Genomic DNA, 20,570 nt, shown 5'->3' with positions numbered 1-20,570 from the left:
TTGGATAAAGCTGTCACAGATGCCGTCGAGCTGCTGAAAAGGCTGATCGCAACGCCCTCGCTCTCGCGCGACGAAGCACGCACCGCGGAGCTGATCGCGGGATACCTCACGGAACACGGCGCCGTGCCCGAACGGCTTGCGAACAACGTCTGGGTGCGTTCGGAGGGATTCGATCCGGCGCGTCCGACGCTGCTTCTGAACTCGCACCACGACACGGTACGTCCGGCGGCTTCGTACACCCGCGATCCGTTCGTGCCGACGGTCGAGGGCGACCGCCTCTACGGCCTCGGAAGCAACGACGCGGGGGCTTCGGCGGTATGTCTGATACAGACGTTCCTGACCTTCCGGAAGAGGAAGCTGCCCTTCAACCTCGTGCTGGCCGTCTCGGCCGAGGAGGAGTGCATGGGCGAGCACGGCATGCGGGCCCTGCTGCCCGCGCTGGGCAGGATCGACATGGCGCTGGTCGGCGAACCGACCGGCATGCAGGCCGCCGCAGGAGAACGGGGGCTGGTGGTGCTGGACTGCACGGCGCACGGCAAAAGCGGCCATGCGGCCCGCGGCGAGGGGGTCAACGCCCTCTACATCGCGCTGGAAGACATCGCGCGGCTGCGTTCGTTCCGCTTCGAGCGGGAATCGGAGTTGCTGGGTCCGGTCGGAATCGCGGTAACGCAGATCGAGGCCGGGACGCAGCACAATGTGGTGCCCGACACCTGCCGTTTCGTCGCGGACATCCGCACGACGGACGCCTACACCAACGAGGAGACGGTCGAAATCCTGCGGGCGGCCATCCGGTCGGACGCCGTGCCCCGTTCGACGCGCATCCGGGCCTCGGCGCTCGGAGCGGAACATCCGCTGATGCGGGCGGCCCGGGCCGCAGGGCGCACCTCCTACGTGTCGCCCACGACATCGGACATGGCGCTGATGCCCTTTCCGTCGCTCAAAATGGGCCCCGGACAGTCGTCGCGCTCGCACACGGCGGACGAATTCGTGCTTCTGACGGAGATCGCGGAGGGAATCGCCGTCTACGAAAACTACATCGAAAAATTAGCTTTGGAATATGGCAAAACTTTGGGATAAGGGGTTCGAACCCGACAAGATGATCGAGGAATACACCGTGGGCGACGACCGCGAACTGGACATGCGGCTGGCGCGATACGACGTAGAAGGGTCGCTGGCCCATATCGCCATGCTGGAGAAGATCGGCCTGCTGACCGCCGAAGAGCTTTCGACGCTGACGGCGGGGCTCCGGGAGATCGCCGCGGAGATCGAAGCCGGGCGCTTCGAGATCGAACCCGGCACGGAGGACGTGCATTCGCAGGTCGAACTGATGCTCACCCGCCGGCTGGGCGACGCGGGCAAGAAGATCCATTCGGGCCGTTCGCGCAACGATCAGGTGCTGGTGGACCTCAAACTGTTCCTGCGCGACGAGCTGCGGCAGACGGCCGACGCCGTGAAGGTAGTCTTCGACCGGCTGCAAGAGCTCAGCGAACGCTACAAAGCGGTGCTGATGCCGGGCTACACCCACCTGCAAATCGCCATGCCCTCGTCGTTCGGACTGTGGTTCGGGGCCTATGCCGAGACGCTCATCGACGACATGCGCCTGTTGGCCGCGGCGTGGCACATCGCCAATCAGAACCCGCTGGGATCGGCCGCCGGATACGGCTCGTCGTTCCCGCTCGACCGCACGATGACCACCCGCCTGCTGGGATTCGAGGCCCTGCACTACAACGTCGTGGCGGCGCAGATGAGCCGCGGCAAGAGCGAACGCGCCGCAGCGGCCGCCATCGCCGCCGTAGCCGCGACGATCGGCCGGCTGGCGATGGACGCCTGCCTGTTCATGAGCCAGAACTTCGGTTTCATCTCGCTGCCCGACGAGCTGACCACCGGGTCGAGCATCATGCCCCACAAGAAGAATCCCGACGTTTTCGAGATCATGCGCGGACGCTGCAACCGCCTGCAATCGGTGCCCAACGAAATCGCGCTGCTGACGACCAACCTCCCGGTGGGCTACCACCGCGATCTGCAACTGATGAAGGACATCCTCTTCCCGGCGACGACCGAGATCAAACGGACGCTCCGGATGTGCGACTTCATGCTGGCGCACCTGCGCGTCAACGAGCACATCCTCGACGACCGGAAATACGACTACCTCTTCACGGTGGAGGATGTCAACCGGCTGGTGTTGCAGGGCACGCCCTTCCGCGAAGCCTACAAGGAGGTGGGCATGGCCGTGCAAAAGGGCGCATACACCCCCACCCGCGAGGTGCACCACACCCACGAAGGCAGCATCGGCAACCTCTGCACCGCCGAAATCCGGCAGAAGATGGAACGCGTGCTGGAAGAATTCGTCTGAAACCAATCCAAACGGACCATGTTATGACACGTCTGAATTGCATCGCATGGCTGCTGCTGAGCATCTGCGCGGCGGCCGTCGCTCCGGCATCGGGGCAGACGAAGGTGAAGACCTCCGTCGAAAAGGTCACCCTCTTCATCGACGGGGCGCAGGTGACGCGCACCAAGCAGATCGACCTGCCGGCCGGCAACTCGACGCTCGTATTCACGGGGCTCTCGCCCTACCTCGACGACAAGAGCATGCAGGTCGCCGCCAAGGGGCGATTCACCGTGACGGCCGTCAACCGGCTCTTCAACCATACGGACAGCCTCGAACGCTCGGCCCGGCAAAAGGCGTTGGAGCAGGAACTCGGCCGAATCCGGTTCGAACAGCAGCAGCAGAAAGCCGCACGCGAGGTGATCGACGCCGAAACCGATCTGCTGAAGGTCAACTGTTCGGTGGGCAACCGCAATGCGGCGACGCCGCTGGCGGCCATCAAGGAGCTCAACGAATATTACGCCTCCCGGATGCAGGAGCTCAAACGCCGGACGCTCGAACTGGACGGGCGGACGAAAGCGCTGGGCGAACGCGAACGGCAGGTGCTCGCCGATCTGGCCCAGCTGGGCGGCAGACAGTCGGCGCCGATGAGCGAGGTGGAGGTGCGGATCGAGGCTCCAGCGGCCTGCAAGGGAGCCTTCACGCTGACCTACTATGTCCGCAACGCCGGGTGGTTCCCCTCCTACGACATCCGCTCGGGCGGATTGTCGGAGCCCGTGGAGATCTCCTACAAGGCCAATATTTTCCAGAACACCCGGGAGGAGTGGAAGAACGTCGTGCTGACGCTCTCTTCGTCGAACCCCACGACGGGAAACATCGCCCCGCAGCTGAAAACCTGGTGGCTCGACTACGGAACGACGCCGCCCCGCTACGACTCCGATCTGACGGGCAACACCGTGTCGGGAACGGTATTCGACGAACAGCGCGAACCGCTCATAGGCGCCAGCGTCCTCGTTCCGGGCACCACCGTCGGGACCTCGACCGACGCGCAGGGACGTTATTCGGTCACCGTGCCCGACGGAGCTTCGAGCCTGCAATTCAACTACATCGGCTACAAGTCCCAGACCCGCGCCATCGCGGGCAGCACGATGAACGTCGTGATGCAGGAAGATAACGCACGGTTGGACGAAGTCGTCGTCACGGCATACGGAAGCGCGCCGTCCGCGGCTCTCAGCGGTAGGGCGGCAGGAGTGCGGGTGCGCGGCAAAGCGGCCCCGGCGATGGAAGCGGAGTTCATAGAGCTCGCCGAAGAGAGCGAAGCGATGGAGGTGGAGCAGACCCAGACTCAGCTGGGCTACGAATTCGAGATCAGACAGCCCTACACCATCCCCTCCGACGGCAAGAGCGTGGCGGCCGAGATCGGACGCTACCGGCTCCCGGCGACATACACCTACCGATCGACGCCGAAGATCGACAAGGACGCCTTCCTCGTAGCGGAGGCCACCGACTGGGCGAAAATCAACCTGCTGGAGGGCGAGGCCAATGTCTATTTCGAGAACACGTTCGTGGGCAAGAGCATCCTCAGCCCCCGGGAGGCCGGCGACACGCTCCGCTTCTCGATGGGCCGCGACCGGGGCATCCGCATCGAGCGCACGAAGGAGAGCGACTACTCGGCGCGCCGGGCCATCGGATCGAACCAGACTCAGAGCATGGGGTGGAAACTCGCCGTCCGCAACACCCGCACGGAGCCCGTGACGCTGATACTCACGGACCAGCTGCCCGTGTCGCGCAACAGCTCGATCACCGTCGCCGAAGAGGAGTTGAGCGGCGGAACGCCGGACAAAAACACCGGAACGGTCACCTGGCGGCTGGAGCTGAAACCCGGCGAACAGCGCGAACTGCGGCTGCGCTACGCGGTGAAATACCCCAAGGGCCGGAGCCTGACGATCGAATGACCCGGAGAGAGGGAAACGAAAAGGGAGGACTGCACAGTCCTCCCTTTTTTCGAAGCCGCGATTCGCTTATTTGATGCGCTCGTAATACTCGCGGGTGCGGGTGTCAACGCGGATCTTGTCGCCCGTGTTGATGAACAGCGGCACGCGGATCGTGGCGCCGTCCTTCGCCGTCGCGGAATTCACCGTCGCGGGTTTCAGCGAGTTGGTCGAAGCCGTGTCGCCCTTGATGCCCGGCTCGGTGTAGATCACCTCCATATCGACGATCGGAGGAAGCTCGGCCGAAAGAACGGCCTCCTTCTCGGTGTGGAACATCACCTCGACGATCTGTCCGTCGGTGATCAGGTCGTAGTTGTTGATCAGGTTCCGGTCGATGTTGATCTCCTCGAAGGTTTCGGTGTGCATGAAATGAGCGCCCAGGTCGTCCTCGTAGGTGAACTGATAGGGACGGCGCTCGACGCGCACCTGCTCGATCTTCTGGCTCACCGACGAAAAGGTGTTTTCCAGCACGCGGCCGTTTTCCAGGTTTTTGAGTTTCGAACGGACGAAGGCAGGGCCCTTGCCCGGTTTGCAGTGCTGGAAATCGACCACAAGGAACGTCTTGCCGTCCATTTCGATACACATGCCGATCTTGATGTCAGCTGCTGTAATTGTCATAGGAAATATGGTTTATAATTGTTCATTTTCATGCACCATTTCTCGCCTCGGCAATTCGTGCAAGCCCGATTGCCCCCGGCTTATCGAAATCGTTGCTTTTCCGCGGCGCGAAGTTACGAAAAAAATCCGGAAATTCCTATTCCCGGGGCCACGGCCCGACGCAAACGCCCGCAGAACGTGTTCAAAGCTCTATCGCCTTGCATTTGAGGCCCATCTGCCGGATCTTCTCCAGCGTGCGGGGCAGCGCGTAGCGCATGTTGCGGAAAGCCTTTTCGCTGTCGTGGAACACCACGATGGCGCCCGGCGCGAGGTACTTCGTGACGTTCTTCAAACAGGTGCGGGGCGAAAGGCGGCGGTTGTAGTCGCGCGAGATGATGTCCCACATCACCAGCTTGTAGCGCTGGCCCAGAAAACGCGCCTGCGCCGGCGTGATGCGCGCATAGGGCGGGCGGAACAGCTCGCTGTGGATCAGATCGTTGGCGAAATCCACATCTTCCGTATAGCGTTCGAGGCTCATGCCCCAGCCCTTCTGGTGCGAGTAGGTGTGGTTGCCCACCTTGTGCCCGGCGTCGAGGATGCGCTTGTAGAGGTCGGGGTACATCTCGACGTTCTTGCCCAGCACGAAGAAGGTAGCTTTGGCACCGTACTTGTCCAGCGTGGAGAGTATCCACTCGGTGACGCCCGGCGTGGGGCCGTCGTCGAAGGTGAGGAACACCCCGTCTTCATCGTCGATCTCCCAGATCAGGTCCGGCATCAGGCGCCGGATTATTTTCGGTGGTTTGAAACGCATGCCGGCGCAAAAATAGTGAAAATCCGGGCCATTTGGAAAAAATATATCTATATTTGTAGTAGATTCAATTTCAGACCGCAGCATGAAAACTATCCTCCGTATCGCATTGGTTGCCGCCGTCATCGTCTCGGTGACGGGCTGCGACGCCTTCAAGACCCTGAACAAATCGAAAAAAAGCGCGCAGGGAAAGCCCTACGAACTGATCGTGGTATGCCCCCAAGCCGAGTGGACGGGCGAGGTAGGAGATTCGCTGCGCGCGATCTTCACGGCCCCGGTGCCCTACCTGAACCAGACCGAACCGCTCTTCGACGTGCTGCGCGTCACCGAACGCGGTTTCACGGGCATGGTCGCCGACCACCGCAACATCCTCAAAGTGATCGTCGATCCCTCGCTGCAAGCGGCCTCGACGGCCGTGCAATACGATGTCACCGCCGACCCGCAGATCGTGCTGACGCTTCAGGGACCCGACGACAAGGCCGTGGTGGATTACCTCTCGCAGCACCGCGGGGAACTCGTCCACGTCCTCGAACAGGCCGAGCGCGACCGCGCCGTCAAGGCCAACGAAACCTACAACAACCCCGGTATCGAAGCGGCCGTCCGCAAGACGTTCGGCGTCGAAATGCGCGTTCCGAAGGGATACCTGCTGGCCGCCGAGAAGGAGAACTTCGTCTGGGCCCGCAACGAATACCCCACCGCCAGCCAGGGATTCTTCGTCTACTCCTATCCCTACGAAGGTCCGGAGTCGCTCTCGGCCGAGGCCCTGACCGCCGCGCGCAACAAGTTCGCGGCGCTGATTCCCGGTCCGTCGGAGGGCTCCTACATGACCACTTCGGACGCCTTCGAACCCGACTACCGCATGTTCCGCCTCGAAGGACGCCTGTGGTGCGAGCTGCGCGGGTTCTGGGACGTGCACGGCGACTTCATGGGCGGTCCGTTCGTGAGCTACTCGACCGTGGACACGGCCACCAACCGCGTCTTCACGCTCGACTGCTACGTCTACGCCCCCGACCTGAACAAGCCCCGCAAACGCAACTACATGCGCGGCGTCGAACACCTGCTCTACTCGGTGCGCTTCCCCAAGCAGGCGGAGTGATCCGGGAGTCCGCGGCGCACGCGCCGCATGAAACGAAGAAACCGAAAATATGCAGCAGATCCTGACATATACGTTCCTCGTTTTCTATACGGTCACGATCCTCAGCATCGTCCTGGTCATCATCACCGACAACCGGAATCCGCTGAAGACCCTGCCGTGGATCATCGTACTCGTATTCGCCCCCGTCGTGGGGCTGGTGTTCTATTTCTTCTTCGGGCAGAACCTCTCCAAACGGCGCATCATCTCGCGCCGCACGCGCAGACGCATCACCATGCAGCTCGAAGAGGCCCGCGACACCGGGCGGCCCGAAATTCCGGAGGAGCACCGCCGGCTGGCCGCGCTGCTGTACAGCACGACCCATTCCGTCGCGCTCTACGGCAGCCGCATCACCCCCTACACCGACGGCCGCTCGAAGATGGAAGCCCTGCTGGCGGAGATCGCCCGGGCGAAACACCACATCCACATCCAATACTACATCTTCTGCGACGATGAAACGGGACGTCGCCTGCGCGACGCGCTGGTGGAGAAGGTCCGGCAGGGGGTCGAGGTGCGCATCCTCTACGACGACGTGGGGTGCAGCGGCGTGAAAAAGGACTTTTTCGAGGGGATGCGCCGCGAAGGAATCGAGGTGTTCTCATTCCTGCACGTCAAATTCCCGCTCTTCACCAGCAAGGTCAACTACCGCAACCACCGCAAGATCGCCGTCATCGACGGCCGCGTGGGATTCATCGGCGGCATGAACGTCGCCGACCGCTATGTCCGCGGCACGGGGTGGGGTTCGTGGCGCGACACCCATTTCCGGATCGAGGGCAGCGGCGCGGCGGGACTCCAGGTGTCGTTCCTGAGCGACTGGTCGGCGACCACCAAACAGCACATAACGGGCGCGGCCTATTTCCCCCAGTCGGAACGCCATGCGGAGAACATCCTCCAAATCGTTCCCAGCGGCCCCTTCGGCCAATGGCGGGCGCTGTTGCAGGCCGACAGCTATGCCGTTTCGAACGCCCGGCGGCGAATCTGGATACAAACCCCCTACTACCTCCCCTCGGACGTGCTGAACACGGCGCTGCAAGTGGCGGCGCTGGCCGGCGTGGACGTGCGGCTGATGCTCCCGGCCCGCTCCGACTCGAAGATCGTGGACCTGGCGTCGCACTCCTACCTCGACGACATGATGAAAGCCGGCGTGAAGATTCTCTTCTACAAACCCGGATTCCTGCACTCCAAACTGCTGATTATCGACGACACGCTGACCGTGATCGGCTCGGCGAACATGGATTTCCGCAGCTTCGAACACAACTTCGAGATCAACGCCTTCGTCTACGACACGGAATTCACGGCCCGGATGGACGCCGTGTTCCGCGACGACGCCACGCGCTGCCACGCCCTGACACCCGGAGAATGGTTCAACCGTCCGCGGCCGCGCCGCTGGGCGGAGTCGCTCATGCGGGTCTTCTCCCCGCTGCTGTAACCCGCCTGAGAGGCGGGGTTTTGATTGTCACGGCGCAGGTTTCGGGCTTCGTGAAGCGGGCAGGAGCATAACCGAAGCATGCGGCTGCCCCGGCCCCGCAAGAGATGTGCAAAAAATGCCCGTGAGAATCGAAATCTAAATATCGACGATGCCGTTGCGGATGGCGTAGACCACCAGCGAAGCGGTATTCTTACAGCCGGTCTTTTCGAGGATATTGGCGCGGTGCTTGTCCACCGTGCGCTTCGAGATGAAGAGTTCGTCGGCGATCTCCTGATTCGACAGCCCCCGGCAGACCGCCACCAGAATCTCGCGCTCGCGCGACGAAAGCTGTTCGTCGGCGGCATCCTCGCGCGTGCGCATGCGCCCCGTCAGCGAAGTCAGCAACTGCGGCGAAAAGTAACTGCCGCCGCCCGTCACCGTCTCGATGGCGTCGATCACGTCGCCGATGTCGGAATCCTTCAGCAGGAACCCCCGGGCCCCGGCCTCGACCATCCGCGAATAGTAACTCTCCTCGCCGAACATCGAAAGGGTGATGATCCGCAGGTCGGGACGCCGCGCCAGCGCCCGTTCGGTCGTCTGCGCGCCGTCGAGCCCCGGCATGGAGAAATCCATGAATACGATGTCGGCGTCGATGTCGTCCAGCATGGCCAGAAACTCCTCGCCGCTGGCGGCCTCGCCCACCACGCGGCACTCCGCACAGCGTTCGAGCAGTCCCCGCAGTCCGTTGCGGAACAGCGAGTGGTCGTCTACGAGTATGATTCGGCGTTCCATGTTACCGGCGGCGGCGTTTGCGGTGTTTGGCAGGCGCGGGGTCCTGCTGCGTATTGACGCGGATGGCGGCGCGCATGCCTTTGCCCTTGGACGAGGAGATGTCGAAGGTCCCGCCCAGCGAATTGATGCGCGAAGCGATGTTCGAAAGCCCCATGCCGCAGTCCATCATCGCCTGCGGATTGAATCCCCGGCCGTTGTCCGTGTAGTCGAGCGTCAGCTCGGAGCCGTTCTGCGCCAGCGAGAGGTTGACGGCCGTGCAGGCGGCGTGTTTGAGCGAGTTGTTGATCAGCTCGCAGATCACGCGGTAGAGGATGACCTCGATGTCGGTGTCGTAACGCTCCGAACGCAGGTTGGTCGTGAAGCGGATCTTCACGTCGTGCATCGCCACGCTCTTGTCGATGAAGTTCTGCACGCCGCGCGCCAGTCCGAAATCGTTGAGCACGTGCGGCGAAAGGTTGTTCGAGATTTCGCGCAACGAGCGGATCGCCTCGTCGATCACATAGGTCGTGTTGTCGATGATTTCGCGCTGGTCGGCATCGTGCTCTTCACGCGAAAGGGCCGTGAGCGACATCCGGGCCGACGAAAGCAGCGGCCCGAGGCCGTCGTGGAGCTCCTTCGAGAAACGCGACCGGGCCTTCTCCTCGGTGCGGAGCACGGCCGTCAGGATGCGCTTGTTGAGCAGCGACCGCTGACGGTTGAGCCGGTCGATGTATTTGAAGAGCTTGTGGGCGTACATCACGCCGATCGACAGGCAGATCGAGATCACGATGCCCAGGTAGCCGAACCACCAGCGCGGAATGACCTCGAACCCGGAGGCGAGGAGCAGCTGCACGAGGCGTTCGACCGAGAGCAGCGAGAAACCTACGATGAAAAGAATCCACACCGAATTGTATTTGGTGGTGCGCACCAGCCGCAGGGCGTAGCCCGTGGCGACGCATTGGATGACGATGGCGATGACGAGCAGGATCTTGATCAACATAGGCGGCTATTTTTCACAAAAATAATGAAAAATTAAGAATTATAAATTAAAAATGCTCCGGTGACCGGATGTCCCGACGAACTTTTCGAAAAAAGACCGCTTCGGTCACTTCAAGACATTCCGGAGGCCCGACAATTGCCGGTAATCGGTCAGGTCCGTCTGCACGGGGACCACCGCCACGTAGTTGTTCGCCAGGGCCCATTCGTCGGTGTCCTCGGCGCCGGGCTCGCCGTTGACGAACTCGCCCGTGAGCCAGAAATACTCGCGGCCCCGGGGGTCTTCGTGGCGGTAGAACTCCTCGCGCCAGAAGCCGCGGTTCTGGCGGCAGAGTTTTATCCCCTTTATCGTCTCGGGGCGTCCGACCGGGACATTCACATTGAGGCACAGAGGCAATTCGATCTTCGCGGCGAGGATGTCGCCGACGATCCGTTTGCCATAGGCCGACGCCGCGTCGAAATCGGCGTCGCCGCGGTGGTCGTCGAGCGACAGCCCGACCGAAGGGCAGCCGTAGAAACTGCCCTCGATGGCCGCACCCATCGTTCCGGAATAGAGCACGTTGACGGCCGAGTTGGAGCCGTGGTTAATGCCCGAGATCACCAGATCGACGCGCTCGTCGCGCAGCAGGTAGTCGAAGGCCATCTTCACGCAATCGACCGGAGTTCCCGAAAAGGCGTATATTTCGAGCCCCTCCTCCTCGCGGACGCGCCGCAGGTAGAGGGGATTGTACATCGTGATCGCCTGGCTCATGCCGCTCTGCGTCGTCTCGGGAGCCACGACCACCACACGGCCGAAGCTCCGGGCCACCTCGACGGCGGCGGCCAGGCCCTTGGAATCGTAGCCGTCGTCGTTGGTGACAAGTATCAGTCTTTCGTTCATCTTTTTCAAATCGTTTCCCTGCAAAGATACAAAAAAGCCGGGCGGATTCAAAACCAGATCGCGTGCGGTCCGGTAAAGCCTCCCGACAAACAAAAGGGTCGTTACGACACCGAAGATACGAATAATCCCGCGCTTTTTTCATGCAATAGTTGCACCGTTCCGAAAATTCTTCCTATATTTGCACTCCCTATCGGGCGTATATCGACCTCTTTCATTGGGCGGTACGGCGGATGCGGGCGCGGCCGGCGACGGACGCGGCTCCCGCGGGATTACGGGCAAAGGGCCCGTATGGTAGCCGGAACGCAGCGGGAACGTCGAATGCGAAACACAAAAATTCGTTGCAACAATGAACAAAGACGCAATCATCAAGCTCGTCAACGAGCAGATGTGGCCGAAGACGGACGCCGACGTGCCGTCGTTCAAGGCCGGTGACACGATCACCGTCTCCTACAAGATCGTCGAGGGTAACAAGGAGCGTATCCAGAGTTTCCGCGGCGTAGTGATCCAGATCAAGGGCTCGGGCAAGACCAAGATGTTCACTATCCGCAAGATTTCGGGCGGCGTGGGTGTCGAGCGCATCTTCCCCCTCTACTCGCCCCACATCGAGAAGATCGAGGTCAACAAGGTCGGTGTCGTACGCCGTGCACGTATCTACTACCTGCGCGACCTGACCGGCAAGAAGGCCCGCATCAAGGAGAAGCGTGTCGCCCGCACGGACAAATAGTCCGCAGCGGTTGCAGAAAAACAGGACGGTCCGTAGAGGACCGTCCTGTTTTTTTGCACCGGCATGAAAAAATCCGGTCCGGAGGGATTCTCCTCCGGGCCGGACGAAGCCGAGCAAGACGCCCGCTGAAAATTATTCCGTTACGGGGATGTCCTTGTTGACGTTCTTCGAGCCCACGAGTGCGTAGTAGAGCAGGTAGGCCAGAGCGATCACGATCACCCAGTAGCTGGTCAGATAGCCCATGCCGCCGTCGGTAACGTCAACGATCGCATTCTGGAGCAGGGGCAGGATACCGCCGCCGCAAACCAGCGCCATGAAGATACCCGAAGCCTTCTCGGTGTATTTGCCCAGCCCTTCGACGGCGAGGTTGAAGATGCCGCCCCACATGACCGAAGTGCAGAGACCGATCAGCACCAGCAGCGCCGCGTTGACGGGAACGTTCACCAGTCCGAAGCCTGCGGAACCGTTGAAGACGGGCAGGTTGACAGCCACCTCGGGGGCGAACATCGCACCCAGCGTAAGCAACAGACCTACGGAGGAAACGACCGTCAGCATACTCTTGGCGGACACCTTGCTGCCGATGGCGGCGCCCAGCAGACGGCCGATCAGCATCAGGAACCAGTAGGTCGCGGCAACCGATCCGGCGACGGCCTCGGCATTCACGCCGCTGCCCAGCACGTTCAGGTCGGGATTCTGCAACCACTTCTGCAACACGTTGGGGATACCCACCTCGATACCTACGTACACGAAGATGGCGATTGCGCCCAGCATGAAGTGACGGAACGACAGCGGGCCGTATTTCGAAGCCTCGGCCGTCTTCACGCCGGCCTCCTTGTTGGTTTCCGGAATCTTCGTCAGGCTGATCACGATGAACGCGAACGCGAAGATGGCCAGCGCGGCGTACATCAGCGGGAACACATTGCTGATCTGCGCGTTCTTGATGCCCTCCGGAATCAGCAGGCCCGTCAGGATGATCACGGCCGTACCGCACAGCGAGTTGAACGAACCGCCGGCCTGGATCAGCTGGTTGCCCTTGTTGCCGCCGCCGCCGAGCTTGTTCAGCATGGGGTTGACGACCGTGTTGAGCAGACACATGGAGAAACCTGCGATGAATGCGCCCAGCAGGTAGACGCCGAAGCTCTGGGCGCTGCCGGACAACGTCTGAATGCCGACACCGATGAAACCGACGGCGATGGCGACCAGCGCGGTCTTCTTGTAGCCGTACTTCTGAAGCATGTTGCCGGCGGGATAACCCATGATGGCATAGGCGATGAAGTTGGCAAATACGCCCAGCGTACCCATCCAGTTCGGGACGTTGAACTGATACTTCAGAATGTCACCCATCGGCGAAGCCAGATTCGTCACGAACGAAATCATACCGAAGAGGAAGATCATCACGACGATCGGCAAAACATAGTTTTGTTTTTTTGTCTCCATTTTTATCAATTTAGGTTAATAAGTTTCATCGTATCAGCGGTCCCGTTCGGCGATGTAGGCGCAGAGGTTGACCAGCGCCGAGCGGTATTCGGAATCCTCGTAGTCGGCGAGCATCTCCACGGCCCGCGTGATGTAGCCCTGCATCACCTCGGCGGCGAAAGTCAAGCCGCCTTCGTTCTCGACCGTCGAGCGCAGGTATTCCACCGCCTCGTCGTCCTCGTGGCAGCGCGCCAGCCGGGCCAGCAGGTCGGCGCGGCGCTCCTCCGAAGCCCGGTCGAGCACCGAGAGCAGCGGCAAGGTGATCTTGCCTTCGCGCAGGTCGTTGTTGGCGGGTTTGCCCGTATGCGCAGAGGGGGTGTAGTCGAGAATGTCGTCCTGAATCTGGAAAGCCATGCCCACGGCCTCGCCGAAACGGCGCATCGTGGCGACCTTGTCGCGCGTGGTCCCCACGGCCAACGCTCCGGCCGAGGCGCTGACGCCCAACAGGCTGGCGGTCTTCTTATATATGATGTCGAGATAAGCCTGACGGGTCATCGTGCGGTTCCGGGCGCAGTCGTCCTGCAAAACCTCGCCTTCGCACAGCGCCGCCATCGAGCCGCAGACGTGGGTCACCAGATCGAACTGGCCGCTCTGCAAGCCGATGTTCATGTTCTTGGCGAGGATGTAGTCGCCCAGGATCACGGCCTTGTGCGACTGCCAACGGGCGTTGGCCGAGGGTTTCCCGCGGCGCATGTCGGATTCGTCGATCACATCGTCGTGGATCAGCGACGCCACATGGATCATTTCGACCAGCATGGCGGCCAGACAGGCCCGGCGTCCCATCGAAGCCCCTTTCACCGGTGCATTCATCGCCGCCGAAAGCATTACCAGCATGGGGCGGATGCCTTTTCCGCGCGTGGAAAGGGCGTAGCGCAGCATATCGGAAAGCAACTCCCCCTCGGCCGTGAACTGGCGTTCGACGAAATCGTCGAAGGCTTCCAGCTCGGCAGTCACGGGTTTGTGAATGTCTTCGAGTGTAATCATATCCGCAAAGATAGTGATTTTTCGGAATCCCGGCTCGGGGAGTAACTATTTTTTCGTACCTTTGAGGCCGGTGCCATAACGGCACTTTCAGAAAAAGAGCGGAAAATTTCGTCGAGCCATACGCGATCCGGCTTTGGCCCCATTCGATATTTTCGTACTCTTTGTTAATTGGTTAAGACTGGCTGAAATGGAACTTTCGAACCCGATACGCTCAAAACTGCTGCCGGCAGCGACGGCCCTCGTGCTCTTCCTCGCGGTGAGCACCCTCTATTTCGCGCCGCAGTTCCGCGGCGAAGTGCTCCCCCAACACGATGTCATCCAGTACGAAGGCATGGCCAAGGACATCACCGACATGCGTATCGCAACGGGCGAAGACCCCCAATGGACGGGCGGCATGTTCGGCGGAATGCCCGCATACCTGATCAACGTCGCCTACCCGGCCCAGCTCGTGAAGCGCACCGTCGGGCAGGTCGTGAAGATCATGGACACCCCGGCGGCGTTCCTCTTCTTCGCCATGATCTCGATGTGGCTGATGCTGATGATCGTCGGCGTCGATCCCTGGGTGGGGATCGTCGCGGCGCTGGCCTACGGGCTCTCGACCTACTTCCTGCTGATCATCGGCGCGGGACACATCACGAAGATGTGGGCGCTGGTCTACGCCCCGCTGATGATGGGCGGCGCGTGGATGACGCTGAGGGGCAACATTTGGTGCGGCGCGGCGCTCACGGCGCTCACGGCGTCGCTCGAAATCGGTGCCAATCACCCGCAGATCACCTACTACTTCCTCGTGGCGATGGCCGCCTTCTGGATCAGCGAAGGCATCGTCTCCTTCCGGGAAAAACGGATGAAAAACTTCGCCCTGCGCACGGCGGCGCTGGCCGCGGCGGGCCTGCTGGCCGTGGCGTCGAACTTCTCGCCCCTGTGGTACACGGCCAAACACTCGAAAGAGACCATCCGCGGCGGCTCGGAGCTCGCAACGACGGCCGAGACCTCGGCGGGCGGCCTCGCACTCGACTACGCTACGGCGTGGAGCTACGGCAAGGCGGAGACCTTCAACCTGCTGATCCCCGATTTCATGGGCCGCGAATCGGCCACGACTTTCCCGGCGGACGGAGAGACGGCCGCCGTGCTGAACGGATACGGACTGCGCGGCGCGGCGCAGCAGCTGCCCGCCTACTGGGGCACGCAGCCCTACACGGGCGGTCCGACCTACCTCGGAGCGGCGGCGGTGTTCCTCGCGGCGCTGGGCATCGCGCTGGCCCGGGGGCGCAACAAGTGGTGGATCGTCGCCGCATGCGTCGTGATGATCCTGCTGGCCTGGGGCCGCAACCTGATGGGATTCACCGAATTCGCCTTCAAATACCTCCCCGGCTACAACAAGTTCCGCACGGTGTCGATGACGCTCGTCGTCGTCCAATGGGCCGTGCCGCTGCTGGGCGCGCTGGCCCTGATGCGGCTCTGGAAGGAGGAGATCCCGCGGGAACGGCTGATGAAGGCGCTGGCCTGGGCCGCGGGCGTCACGGGCGGACTGTGCCTGCTGTTCGCCGTGGCCGGAGAAGCCCTCTTCGACTTCGGACGCGGGGAGAGCGCCGCGATGATGACCGACACGTTCCGCCGCATCTTCGAGAACAACGACATGCAGTCGTACATCGACCGCGGCCTGGATGTCGAGTGGGCCGAAGCGACGGCCGACGCCATGACCGCCGACCGCGCGGCGATGATGCGGGCCGATGCATGGCGTTCGCTGCTGATGATCCTGCTGGCGGCGGGCGGCGTGGCGCTGTTCGCCCTGCGGAAGATCGGCAAATACGTGCTGACGGGACTGCTGGCGGGCGTGATGCTGCTGGACCTCGTGCCGGTGGACCTGCGGTTCCTCGGGCACGACAAATTCGAATCGGCACGCCGCCGGCAGGTGGTGCCCACGGCGGCCGACAAGGCGATCATGCAGGACAAAGATCCGGGCTACCGGGTGCTGAACCTCACGGTGAGTCCGTTCAACGACGCCACGACCAGCTATTTCCACCGCTCGGTGGGCGGGTATCACGGCGCCAAGCTGGCCCGCTATCAGGATTTGATCGACCGCTATCTATCGAACGTCGATGACGGGGTGCTGGACATGCTCAACACGCGCTACCTGATCGTTCCGGGCGCCGACGGACAACCCGAACCGCGCCTGCGGACGACGGCCAACGGTGCGGCGTGGTTCGTGGACAGCGTCGTCTACGCCTCCACGGCCCGGGAGGAGATCGACCTGCTGGGCACGACCGACCTCAAAACGACGGCGGTGGTGGCGGCGCAAGACCCGGTGGAAATCGTACCTCGACCGATGCCCCTCGGCATCTATGCCTCGGCCCGGATCGACCTCACGGAATACCGCCCGAACTACCTCAAATACGAATACACGACGCCCGAAGAGGCCGTGGCGGTCTTCTCGGAGATCTTCTACGACCACGGCTGGAAAGCCTATGTGGACGGCGAGGAGATGCCCTACTTCCGGGCCGACTACGTTCTGCGGGCGATGAAGCTCCCCGCCGGGAAGCACACCGTCGAATGGCGGTTCCGCGCGCCGGGCTGGACGGCGGTCGAAGGGGTGACGCTCGCGGCGTCGCTCGCAATCCTGCTGGGAGCCGTCGCGGCGCTGATCTATTGTTTCAGGAAGAAAAAAGCGTAAGGTTATGAAAGATGACAAGCGGTTGAAACGAAAGGTCCGCAACTCCTACATCGTATCGACGGTGAGCATCACGCTCGTACTGTTCCTGCTGGGGTCGGTGGGCTACCTGATGGTGGCGGCGCTGAAAGTCGCCGACACGTTGCAGGAGAGCATCGCCATCTCCGTGGAGCTGAAAAACGGGCTCTCCGACGAACAGCGGGAGGCGATCGAAAAACGGCTGACGGACGAAGAGATGGTTGCGACGATCGCCTACTCGTCCAAGGAGGAGAAGATCGACGATCAGGAGTTCCGCAAAATGTTCAACAGCTCGTTCGAGGAGATCTTGCAGGAAAATCCCCTGCTGGATTCATTCGAACTCACGCTGACCTCGGCGTCGGCGGACAAGGAGCTGCTCGACTCGTTCATCGCCGCCGTCGGACGCATCGACGGGGTCGATCGGGTGTCGTACCCCGCGCAGATGGCCGAGCGGCTGCACGCCACGGTGAACAAGATCCGCCTCGTGCTGCTGATGTTCGGCGGGGCGCTGCTGGTCATCTCGCTGATCCTGCTGAGCAACACCATCCGGCTGGCGATCTTCTCGAAACGCTACCTCATCAACACGATGAAGCTCGTCGGGGCCACCAAGTGGTTCATCATGAAGCCCTTCCTCGGGAGCAGCATCACGCAGGGCATACTGGCCGGCGTGGCGGCCTCGGTGCTGTTCGTCCTCGCGGTCTACGGGCTCAACGAAGCCGTGCCCGAACTGATGACCATCGCCGAAGCAGGCAAGATCGCCATCATCCTCGGGTCGATGGTTGTCGGCGGCATCGTCATATCGGGGCTCTTCACCTTCGCGGCCCTCAACAAATTCGTCAACATGAAGTCGAACAAGATATACCTATATTAAATGAAAAAGGAGCAGAAAAAAACGCAGGACCCCGCGCAGGAGGATACCCGCATGCCGCTGACCCGGCGCAACTACGTCCTGCTGGCAATCGGATTCGCCGTCATCCTCCTGGGATTCGTCCTGATGGCCGGCGGCGGCAGCGATTCGCCCGATGAATTCAACTATGCGATGTTCTCGTGGCGCCGCATCACGCTGGCCCCGATTCTGGTGATCGGCGGATTCGTCGTCGAGATCTATGCCATCATGAAGCGGTACTGATACATGGACACACTGCAAGCCATCCTGCTCGGCATCGTGCAGGGCATCACCGAATTTCTCCCCGTATCGAGCAGCGGACACCTCCAGATCGCCAAGGAAGTGCTGGGCGTCGAGCTGGAGAACAACATCACCTTCGATGTCATGCTGCACGCCGCCACGGTGCTCAGCACCGTCGTCGTGCTGTGGCGCGAACTGCTGCAACTGTTGCAGGGGCTCTTTTCGAGGCATTTCAACGAACAGCAGGCTTACATCCTCAAAATCGTCGTCTCGATGATCCCGGCCGGCGTCGTCGGCGTGCTCTTCGCCGAACAGATCGAGGCGTTCTTCGCGTCGCTGACCTTCGTGGGCGCCATGCTGATGCTCACGGCGCAGCTGCTGACCTTCGCCTATTTCGCCAAGCCCCGCGCGAAAAAGGGAATCACCTACGGCAACGCCTTCGTCATCGGCCTCGCGCAGGCCGCGGCCACGCTCCCCGGCCTTTCGCGGTCGGGATCGACTATCGCCGCGGGACTGCTGCTCGGCAAAAGCAAGGAGGAGGTCGCCAACTTCTCGTTCATCATGGTCATCCCGGTCATCCTGGGCAAGATGCTGCTGGACATCTGTTCGGGCGAGGTCACGGCCCTCGACATCCCGGCGGGAGCCCTCGCCGGCGGATTCCTCGCGGCTTTCGTCTCGGGAACGCTGGCCTGCAAATTCATGATCGAAGTGGTCAAGCGCGGCAAGCTGATCTGGTTCGCCCTCTACTGCTGTTTCGCAGGACTCGTCTCGATCCTCTTCTCCATCTTCTGACACGCATATGCCCATGACCCGAGAACCGCTGGATTTCCGCGGCATCAACTTCGAAGACGGCTACATCGCCGTTCTGGACAAGCCCCTCCGCTGGACCTCGACCGACGTGGTCCGCAAAGTCAAATTCACCCTGCGCAAGCTCGGCTACCGCAAGATCAAGGTCGGACACGCCGGGACGCTCGACCCGCTGGCGACGGGCATCCTCGTGGTCTGCATCGGCCGCGCCACGAAGCTGGTGGACGCCCTGCAAGCCGAGGAGAAAGAGTACATAGCCGACGTGATGCTGGGCGCCACGACCCCGAGCTACGACCTCGAACACGAGATCGACCGGACCTATCCCTACGAACACATCACGCGCGAAGCGGTCGAAGAGGCGCTCGCCTCGCTCACCGGCGAACGGCTGCAAACCCCGCCCGTCTACTCGGCCAAGAAGATCGACGGGACGCGCGCCTATGAACTGGCCCGAGCCGGCGAGGAGGTCGCCGTACGCCAGGCGCTGATCAACATCTACGAGATGGAGATCGTGGAATACGACCTTCCGCGGGTGCGCATCCGCGTCCGTTGCAGCAAGGGCACCTACATCCGGTCGCTGGCCCACGAGATCGGGCAGGCGTTGCACAGCGGAGCCCATCTCTCGTCGCTGCGCCGCACGCGCAGCGGCGGATTCACGCTCGAAAAAGCGTACGAACTGGATGATTTTCTGGAAAATTTGCAAAAACTCGAAACAAAATAGCCTTTTTTGCGTATAGAAAATAATCTGTGTTATTTTTCGACGTAAAAAAAGCGTTTATCTATGAAGTTATCGCAATACGGGTACGACTTTTCGCCCGAAATGCTGGCCAAATACCCGGCCGACAACCGCGACGAATCCCGGCTGATGGTCATCGACCGCGCCAAAGGGACCATCGAACACCGCATTTTCAAGGACATCATCGAGTACTTCGACGAAAAGGATCTGTTCGTCTTCAACGATACCAAGGTCTTCCCGGCGCGCCTCTACGGCAACAAGGAGAAGACCGGCGCCGAGATCGAGATCTTCCTGCTGCGCGAACTGAACCGCGAACTGCGGCTGTGGGACGTGCTGGTGGACCCGGCGCGCAAGATCCGCATCGGCAACAAACTCTATTTCGGCGACGACGACCTGCTGGTGGCCGAGGTGATCGACAACACCACCTCGCGCGGCCGCACGCTGCGCTTCCTGTTCGACGGCTCCTACGAGGAGTTCAAGCAGACGCTCTTCGCGCTGGGCGAAACGCCCCTGCCGAAATGGGTGCGCGAGAAGGTCGAACCCGAGGACGCCGAACGCTACCAGACGATCTTCGCCGAGAAGGAGGGCGCCGTGGCGGCCCCGACGGCCGGCATGCACTTCTCGAAGCACCTGATGAAGCGCATGGAGATCAAGGGCGTCGATCGGGCTTTCGTGACGCTCCACGTGGGGCTGGGCAACTTCCGCACGGTGGATGTCGAGGACCTCTCGAAGCACAAGATGGATTCCGAGCAGTTCTTCGTCACCGACGAAGCCGCCGAGGCGGTCAACGCCGCCAAAACCTCCGGCCACAAGGTCGTGGCCATCGGCACGACGGTCATGCGCACGATCGAAACCGCCGTCTCGACCAACGGCCTGATCAAACCCATGGAGGGGTGGACCAACAAGTTCATCTTCGCACCCTACGAGTTCACGGTGGCCGACGCCATGGTGACCAATCTCCACCTGCCCTACTCCACGCAGCTGATGATGGTGGCGGCGTTCGGCGGGTACGAAACCGTGATGAACGCTTACAAGATAGCCAAGGAAGAAGGGTACCGCTTCGGCACGTACGGCGACGCGATGCTGATTCTTTGAAAAATTTTCACTACCTTTACGGAGCGA

General features: G+C 61.7%; 19 protein-coding genes. 12 read left to right on the top strand and 7 right to left on the bottom strand.

The annotated features are described in order from the left end of the window. Genes WMO46_RS00620 through WMO46_RS00610 form a run of 3 tightly spaced genes read left to right on the top strand, consistent with a single transcriptional unit; the run spans position 1 to position 4,284 of the window. Positions 1-1,077, top strand: coding sequence for a M20 family metallo-hydrolase (locus WMO46_RS00620; RefSeq protein WP_349093590.1), 1,077 nt, complete (start codon positions 1-3; stop codon positions 1,075-1,077). Next, the gene (gene argH, locus WMO46_RS00615) at positions 1,058-2,353 is read left to right on the top strand and encodes an argininosuccinate lyase (RefSeq protein ID WP_019152101.1); all 1,296 of its coding nucleotides are present in this window, start codon (positions 1,058-1,060) and stop codon (positions 2,351-2,353) included. Before WMO46_RS00620 ends, argH begins: the two co-directional genes overlap by 20 nt. Before the next feature lie 23 nt (positions 2,354-2,376). Next, positions 2,377-4,284 carry a DUF4139 domain-containing protein gene (locus WMO46_RS00610; protein WP_349093589.1) on the top strand — a complete coding sequence of 636 codons (1,908 nt, stop codon included), beginning with the start codon at positions 2,377-2,379 and terminating at the stop codon, positions 4,282-4,284. Between the two features lie 66 nt (positions 4,285-4,350). Here the strand turns inward: WMO46_RS00610 and efp are convergent, their stop codons facing one another. Continuing rightward, on the bottom strand, positions 4,351-4,938 hold the full coding sequence (gene efp / locus WMO46_RS00605) for an elongation factor P (protein WP_019152099.1): 588 nt from the start codon (positions 4,936-4,938) through the stop codon (positions 4,351-4,353). A 181-nt stretch (positions 4,939-5,119) separates the two neighbouring features. Continuing rightward, positions 5,120-5,692 (bottom strand): polysaccharide deacetylase family protein, encoded by a 573-nt coding sequence (locus WMO46_RS00600; protein ID WP_044118858.1) that lies wholly within the window; start codon positions 5,690-5,692, stop codon positions 5,120-5,122. A gap of 118 nt (positions 5,693-5,810) precedes the next feature. On the opposite strand from WMO46_RS00600, the gene WMO46_RS00595 reads away from it, so the two are divergent. Together WMO46_RS00595 and cls are read left to right on the top strand one after the other, a co-directional pair. After that, positions 5,811-6,821, top strand: a complete 1,011-nt coding sequence (locus tag WMO46_RS00595; RefSeq protein ID WP_129650874.1) for a DUF4837 family protein — start codon at positions 5,811-5,813, stop codon at positions 6,819-6,821. A gap of 49 nt (positions 6,822-6,870) precedes the next feature. Next, positions 6,871-8,286, top strand: a complete 1,416-nt coding sequence (gene cls, locus WMO46_RS00590; RefSeq protein ID WP_019152096.1) for a cardiolipin synthase — start codon at positions 6,871-6,873, stop codon at positions 8,284-8,286. A 135-nt stretch (positions 8,287-8,421) separates the two neighbouring features. On the opposite strand, the gene WMO46_RS00585 is transcribed toward cls, so the two are convergent. The 3 genes from WMO46_RS00585 to surE all read right to left on the bottom strand — a co-directional run bounded on the left by WMO46_RS00585 (position 8,422) and on the right by surE (position 10,912). Continuing rightward, on the bottom strand, positions 8,422-9,057 hold the full coding sequence (locus tag WMO46_RS00585) for a response regulator (protein ID WP_019152095.1): 636 nt from the start codon (positions 9,055-9,057) through the stop codon (positions 8,422-8,424). A 1-nt stretch (position 9,058) separates the two neighbouring features. Then, complete coding sequence (locus tag WMO46_RS00580) at positions 9,059-10,036, bottom strand: sensor histidine kinase (RefSeq protein WP_019152094.1); 978 nt, start codon at positions 10,034-10,036, stop codon at positions 9,059-9,061. 105 nt (positions 10,037-10,141) lie between these two features. After that, a complete protein-coding gene (gene surE / locus WMO46_RS00575; protein WP_349093588.1) occupies positions 10,142-10,912 on the bottom strand; it encodes a 5'/3'-nucleotidase SurE in 771 nt (256 codons plus the stop codon). Positions 10,913-11,258: 346 nt separating this feature from the next. Here surE and rplS point away from each other — a divergent pair, with 346 nt between their 5' ends. Beyond that, positions 11,259-11,636, top strand: coding sequence for a 50S ribosomal protein L19 (gene rplS, locus WMO46_RS00570; protein ID WP_019152092.1), 378 nt, complete (start codon positions 11,259-11,261; stop codon positions 11,634-11,636). Positions 11,637-11,768: 132 nt separating this feature from the next. Here rplS and WMO46_RS00565 read toward each other — a convergent pair whose 3' ends face one another. Continuing rightward, the gene (locus WMO46_RS00565; RefSeq protein ID WP_019152091.1) at positions 11,769-13,073 is read right to left on the bottom strand and encodes an MFS transporter; all 1,305 of its coding nucleotides are present in this window, start codon (positions 13,071-13,073) and stop codon (positions 11,769-11,771) included. A gap of 33 nt (positions 13,074-13,106) precedes the next feature. Then, complete coding sequence (locus WMO46_RS00560) at positions 13,107-14,096, bottom strand: polyprenyl synthetase family protein (RefSeq protein WP_129650876.1); 990 nt, start codon at positions 14,094-14,096, stop codon at positions 13,107-13,109. Positions 14,097-14,283: 187 nt separating this feature from the next. Here WMO46_RS00560 and WMO46_RS00555 point away from each other — a divergent pair, with 187 nt between their 5' ends. From WMO46_RS00555 to queA, 6 genes are read left to right on the top strand one after another with little or no spacing between them, the layout of a single operon-like run. Next, positions 14,284-16,767 (top strand): YfhO family protein, encoded by a 2,484-nt coding sequence (locus WMO46_RS00555; protein WP_349093587.1) that lies wholly within the window; start codon positions 14,284-14,286, stop codon positions 16,765-16,767. A gap of 4 nt (positions 16,768-16,771) precedes the next feature. Then, the gene (locus WMO46_RS00550; protein WP_349093586.1) at positions 16,772-17,653 is read left to right on the top strand and encodes a cell division protein FtsX; all 882 of its coding nucleotides are present in this window, start codon (positions 16,772-16,774) and stop codon (positions 17,651-17,653) included. Continuing rightward, on the top strand, positions 17,654-17,911 hold the full coding sequence (locus tag WMO46_RS00545) for a DUF3098 domain-containing protein (protein WP_129650879.1): 258 nt from the start codon (positions 17,654-17,656) through the stop codon (positions 17,909-17,911). A gap of 3 nt (positions 17,912-17,914) precedes the next feature. Then, positions 17,915-18,700, top strand: coding sequence for an undecaprenyl-diphosphate phosphatase (locus WMO46_RS00540; RefSeq protein WP_019152086.1), 786 nt, complete (start codon positions 17,915-17,917; stop codon positions 18,698-18,700). 7 nt (positions 18,701-18,707) lie between these two features. Then, entirely contained in the window at positions 18,708-19,433 is a 726-nt protein-coding gene (truB, locus tag WMO46_RS00535) for a tRNA pseudouridine(55) synthase TruB (protein WP_349093585.1), read from the top strand. Positions 19,434-19,493: 60 nt separating this feature from the next. Beyond that, positions 19,494-20,543, top strand: a complete 1,050-nt coding sequence (gene queA, locus WMO46_RS00530; protein WP_019152084.1) for a tRNA preQ1(34) S-adenosylmethionine ribosyltransferase-isomerase QueA — start codon at positions 19,494-19,496, stop codon at positions 20,541-20,543. Positions 20,544-20,570 lie beyond the last annotated feature (27 nt).

The sequence above is a fragment of the Alistipes intestinihominis genome, from assembly GCF_040095975.1.
GTDB lineage: Bacteria > Bacteroidota > Bacteroidia > Bacteroidales > Rikenellaceae > Alistipes > Alistipes senegalensis.
This window is presented reverse-complemented; position numbering and strand designations above follow the sequence as displayed.

Coding starts and splice junctions, on each gene's coding strand:
- WMO46_RS00545 (WP_129650879.1), top strand. CDS start 17,654: ATGAAAAAGGAGCAGAAAAAAACGCAGGACCCCGCGCAGGAGGATACC.
- WMO46_RS00560 (WP_129650876.1), bottom strand. CDS start 14,096: ATGATTACACTCGAAGACATTCACAAACCCGTGACTGCCGAGCTGGAA.
- rplS (WP_019152092.1), top strand. CDS start 11,259: ATGAACAAAGACGCAATCATCAAGCTCGTCAACGAGCAGATGTGGCCG.
- WMO46_RS00580 (WP_019152094.1), bottom strand. CDS start 10,036: ATGTTGATCAAGATCCTGCTCGTCATCGCCATCGTCATCCAATGCGTC.
- efp (WP_019152099.1), bottom strand. CDS start 4,938: ATGACAATTACAGCAGCTGACATCAAGATCGGCATGTGTATCGAAATG.
- surE (WP_349093588.1), bottom strand. CDS start 10,912: ATGAACGAAAGACTGATACTTGTCACCAACGACGACGGCTACGATTCC.
- cls (WP_019152096.1), top strand. CDS start 6,871: ATGCAGCAGATCCTGACATATACGTTCCTCGTTTTCTATACGGTCACG.
- WMO46_RS00595 (WP_129650874.1), top strand. CDS start 5,811: ATGAAAACTATCCTCCGTATCGCATTGGTTGCCGCCGTCATCGTCTCG.
- WMO46_RS00600 (WP_044118858.1), bottom strand. CDS start 5,692: ATGCCGGACCTGATCTGGGAGATCGACGATGAAGACGGGGTGTTCCTC.
- WMO46_RS00540 (WP_019152086.1), top strand. CDS start 17,915: ATGGACACACTGCAAGCCATCCTGCTCGGCATCGTGCAGGGCATCACC.
- WMO46_RS00585 (WP_019152095.1), bottom strand. CDS start 9,057: ATGGAACGCCGAATCATACTCGTAGACGACCACTCGCTGTTCCGCAAC.
- queA (WP_019152084.1), top strand. CDS start 19,494: ATGAAGTTATCGCAATACGGGTACGACTTTTCGCCCGAAATGCTGGCC.
- truB (WP_349093585.1), top strand. CDS start 18,708: ATGCCCATGACCCGAGAACCGCTGGATTTCCGCGGCATCAACTTCGAA.
- WMO46_RS00555 (WP_349093587.1), top strand. CDS start 14,284: ATGGAACTTTCGAACCCGATACGCTCAAAACTGCTGCCGGCAGCGACG.
- WMO46_RS00565 (WP_019152091.1), bottom strand. CDS start 13,073: ATGGAGACAAAAAAACAAAACTATGTTTTGCCGATCGTCGTGATGATC.
- WMO46_RS00610 (WP_349093589.1), top strand. CDS start 2,377: ATGACACGTCTGAATTGCATCGCATGGCTGCTGCTGAGCATCTGCGCG.
- WMO46_RS00550 (WP_349093586.1), top strand. CDS start 16,772: ATGAAAGATGACAAGCGGTTGAAACGAAAGGTCCGCAACTCCTACATC.
- argH (WP_019152101.1), top strand. CDS start 1,058: ATGGCAAAACTTTGGGATAAGGGGTTCGAACCCGACAAGATGATCGAG.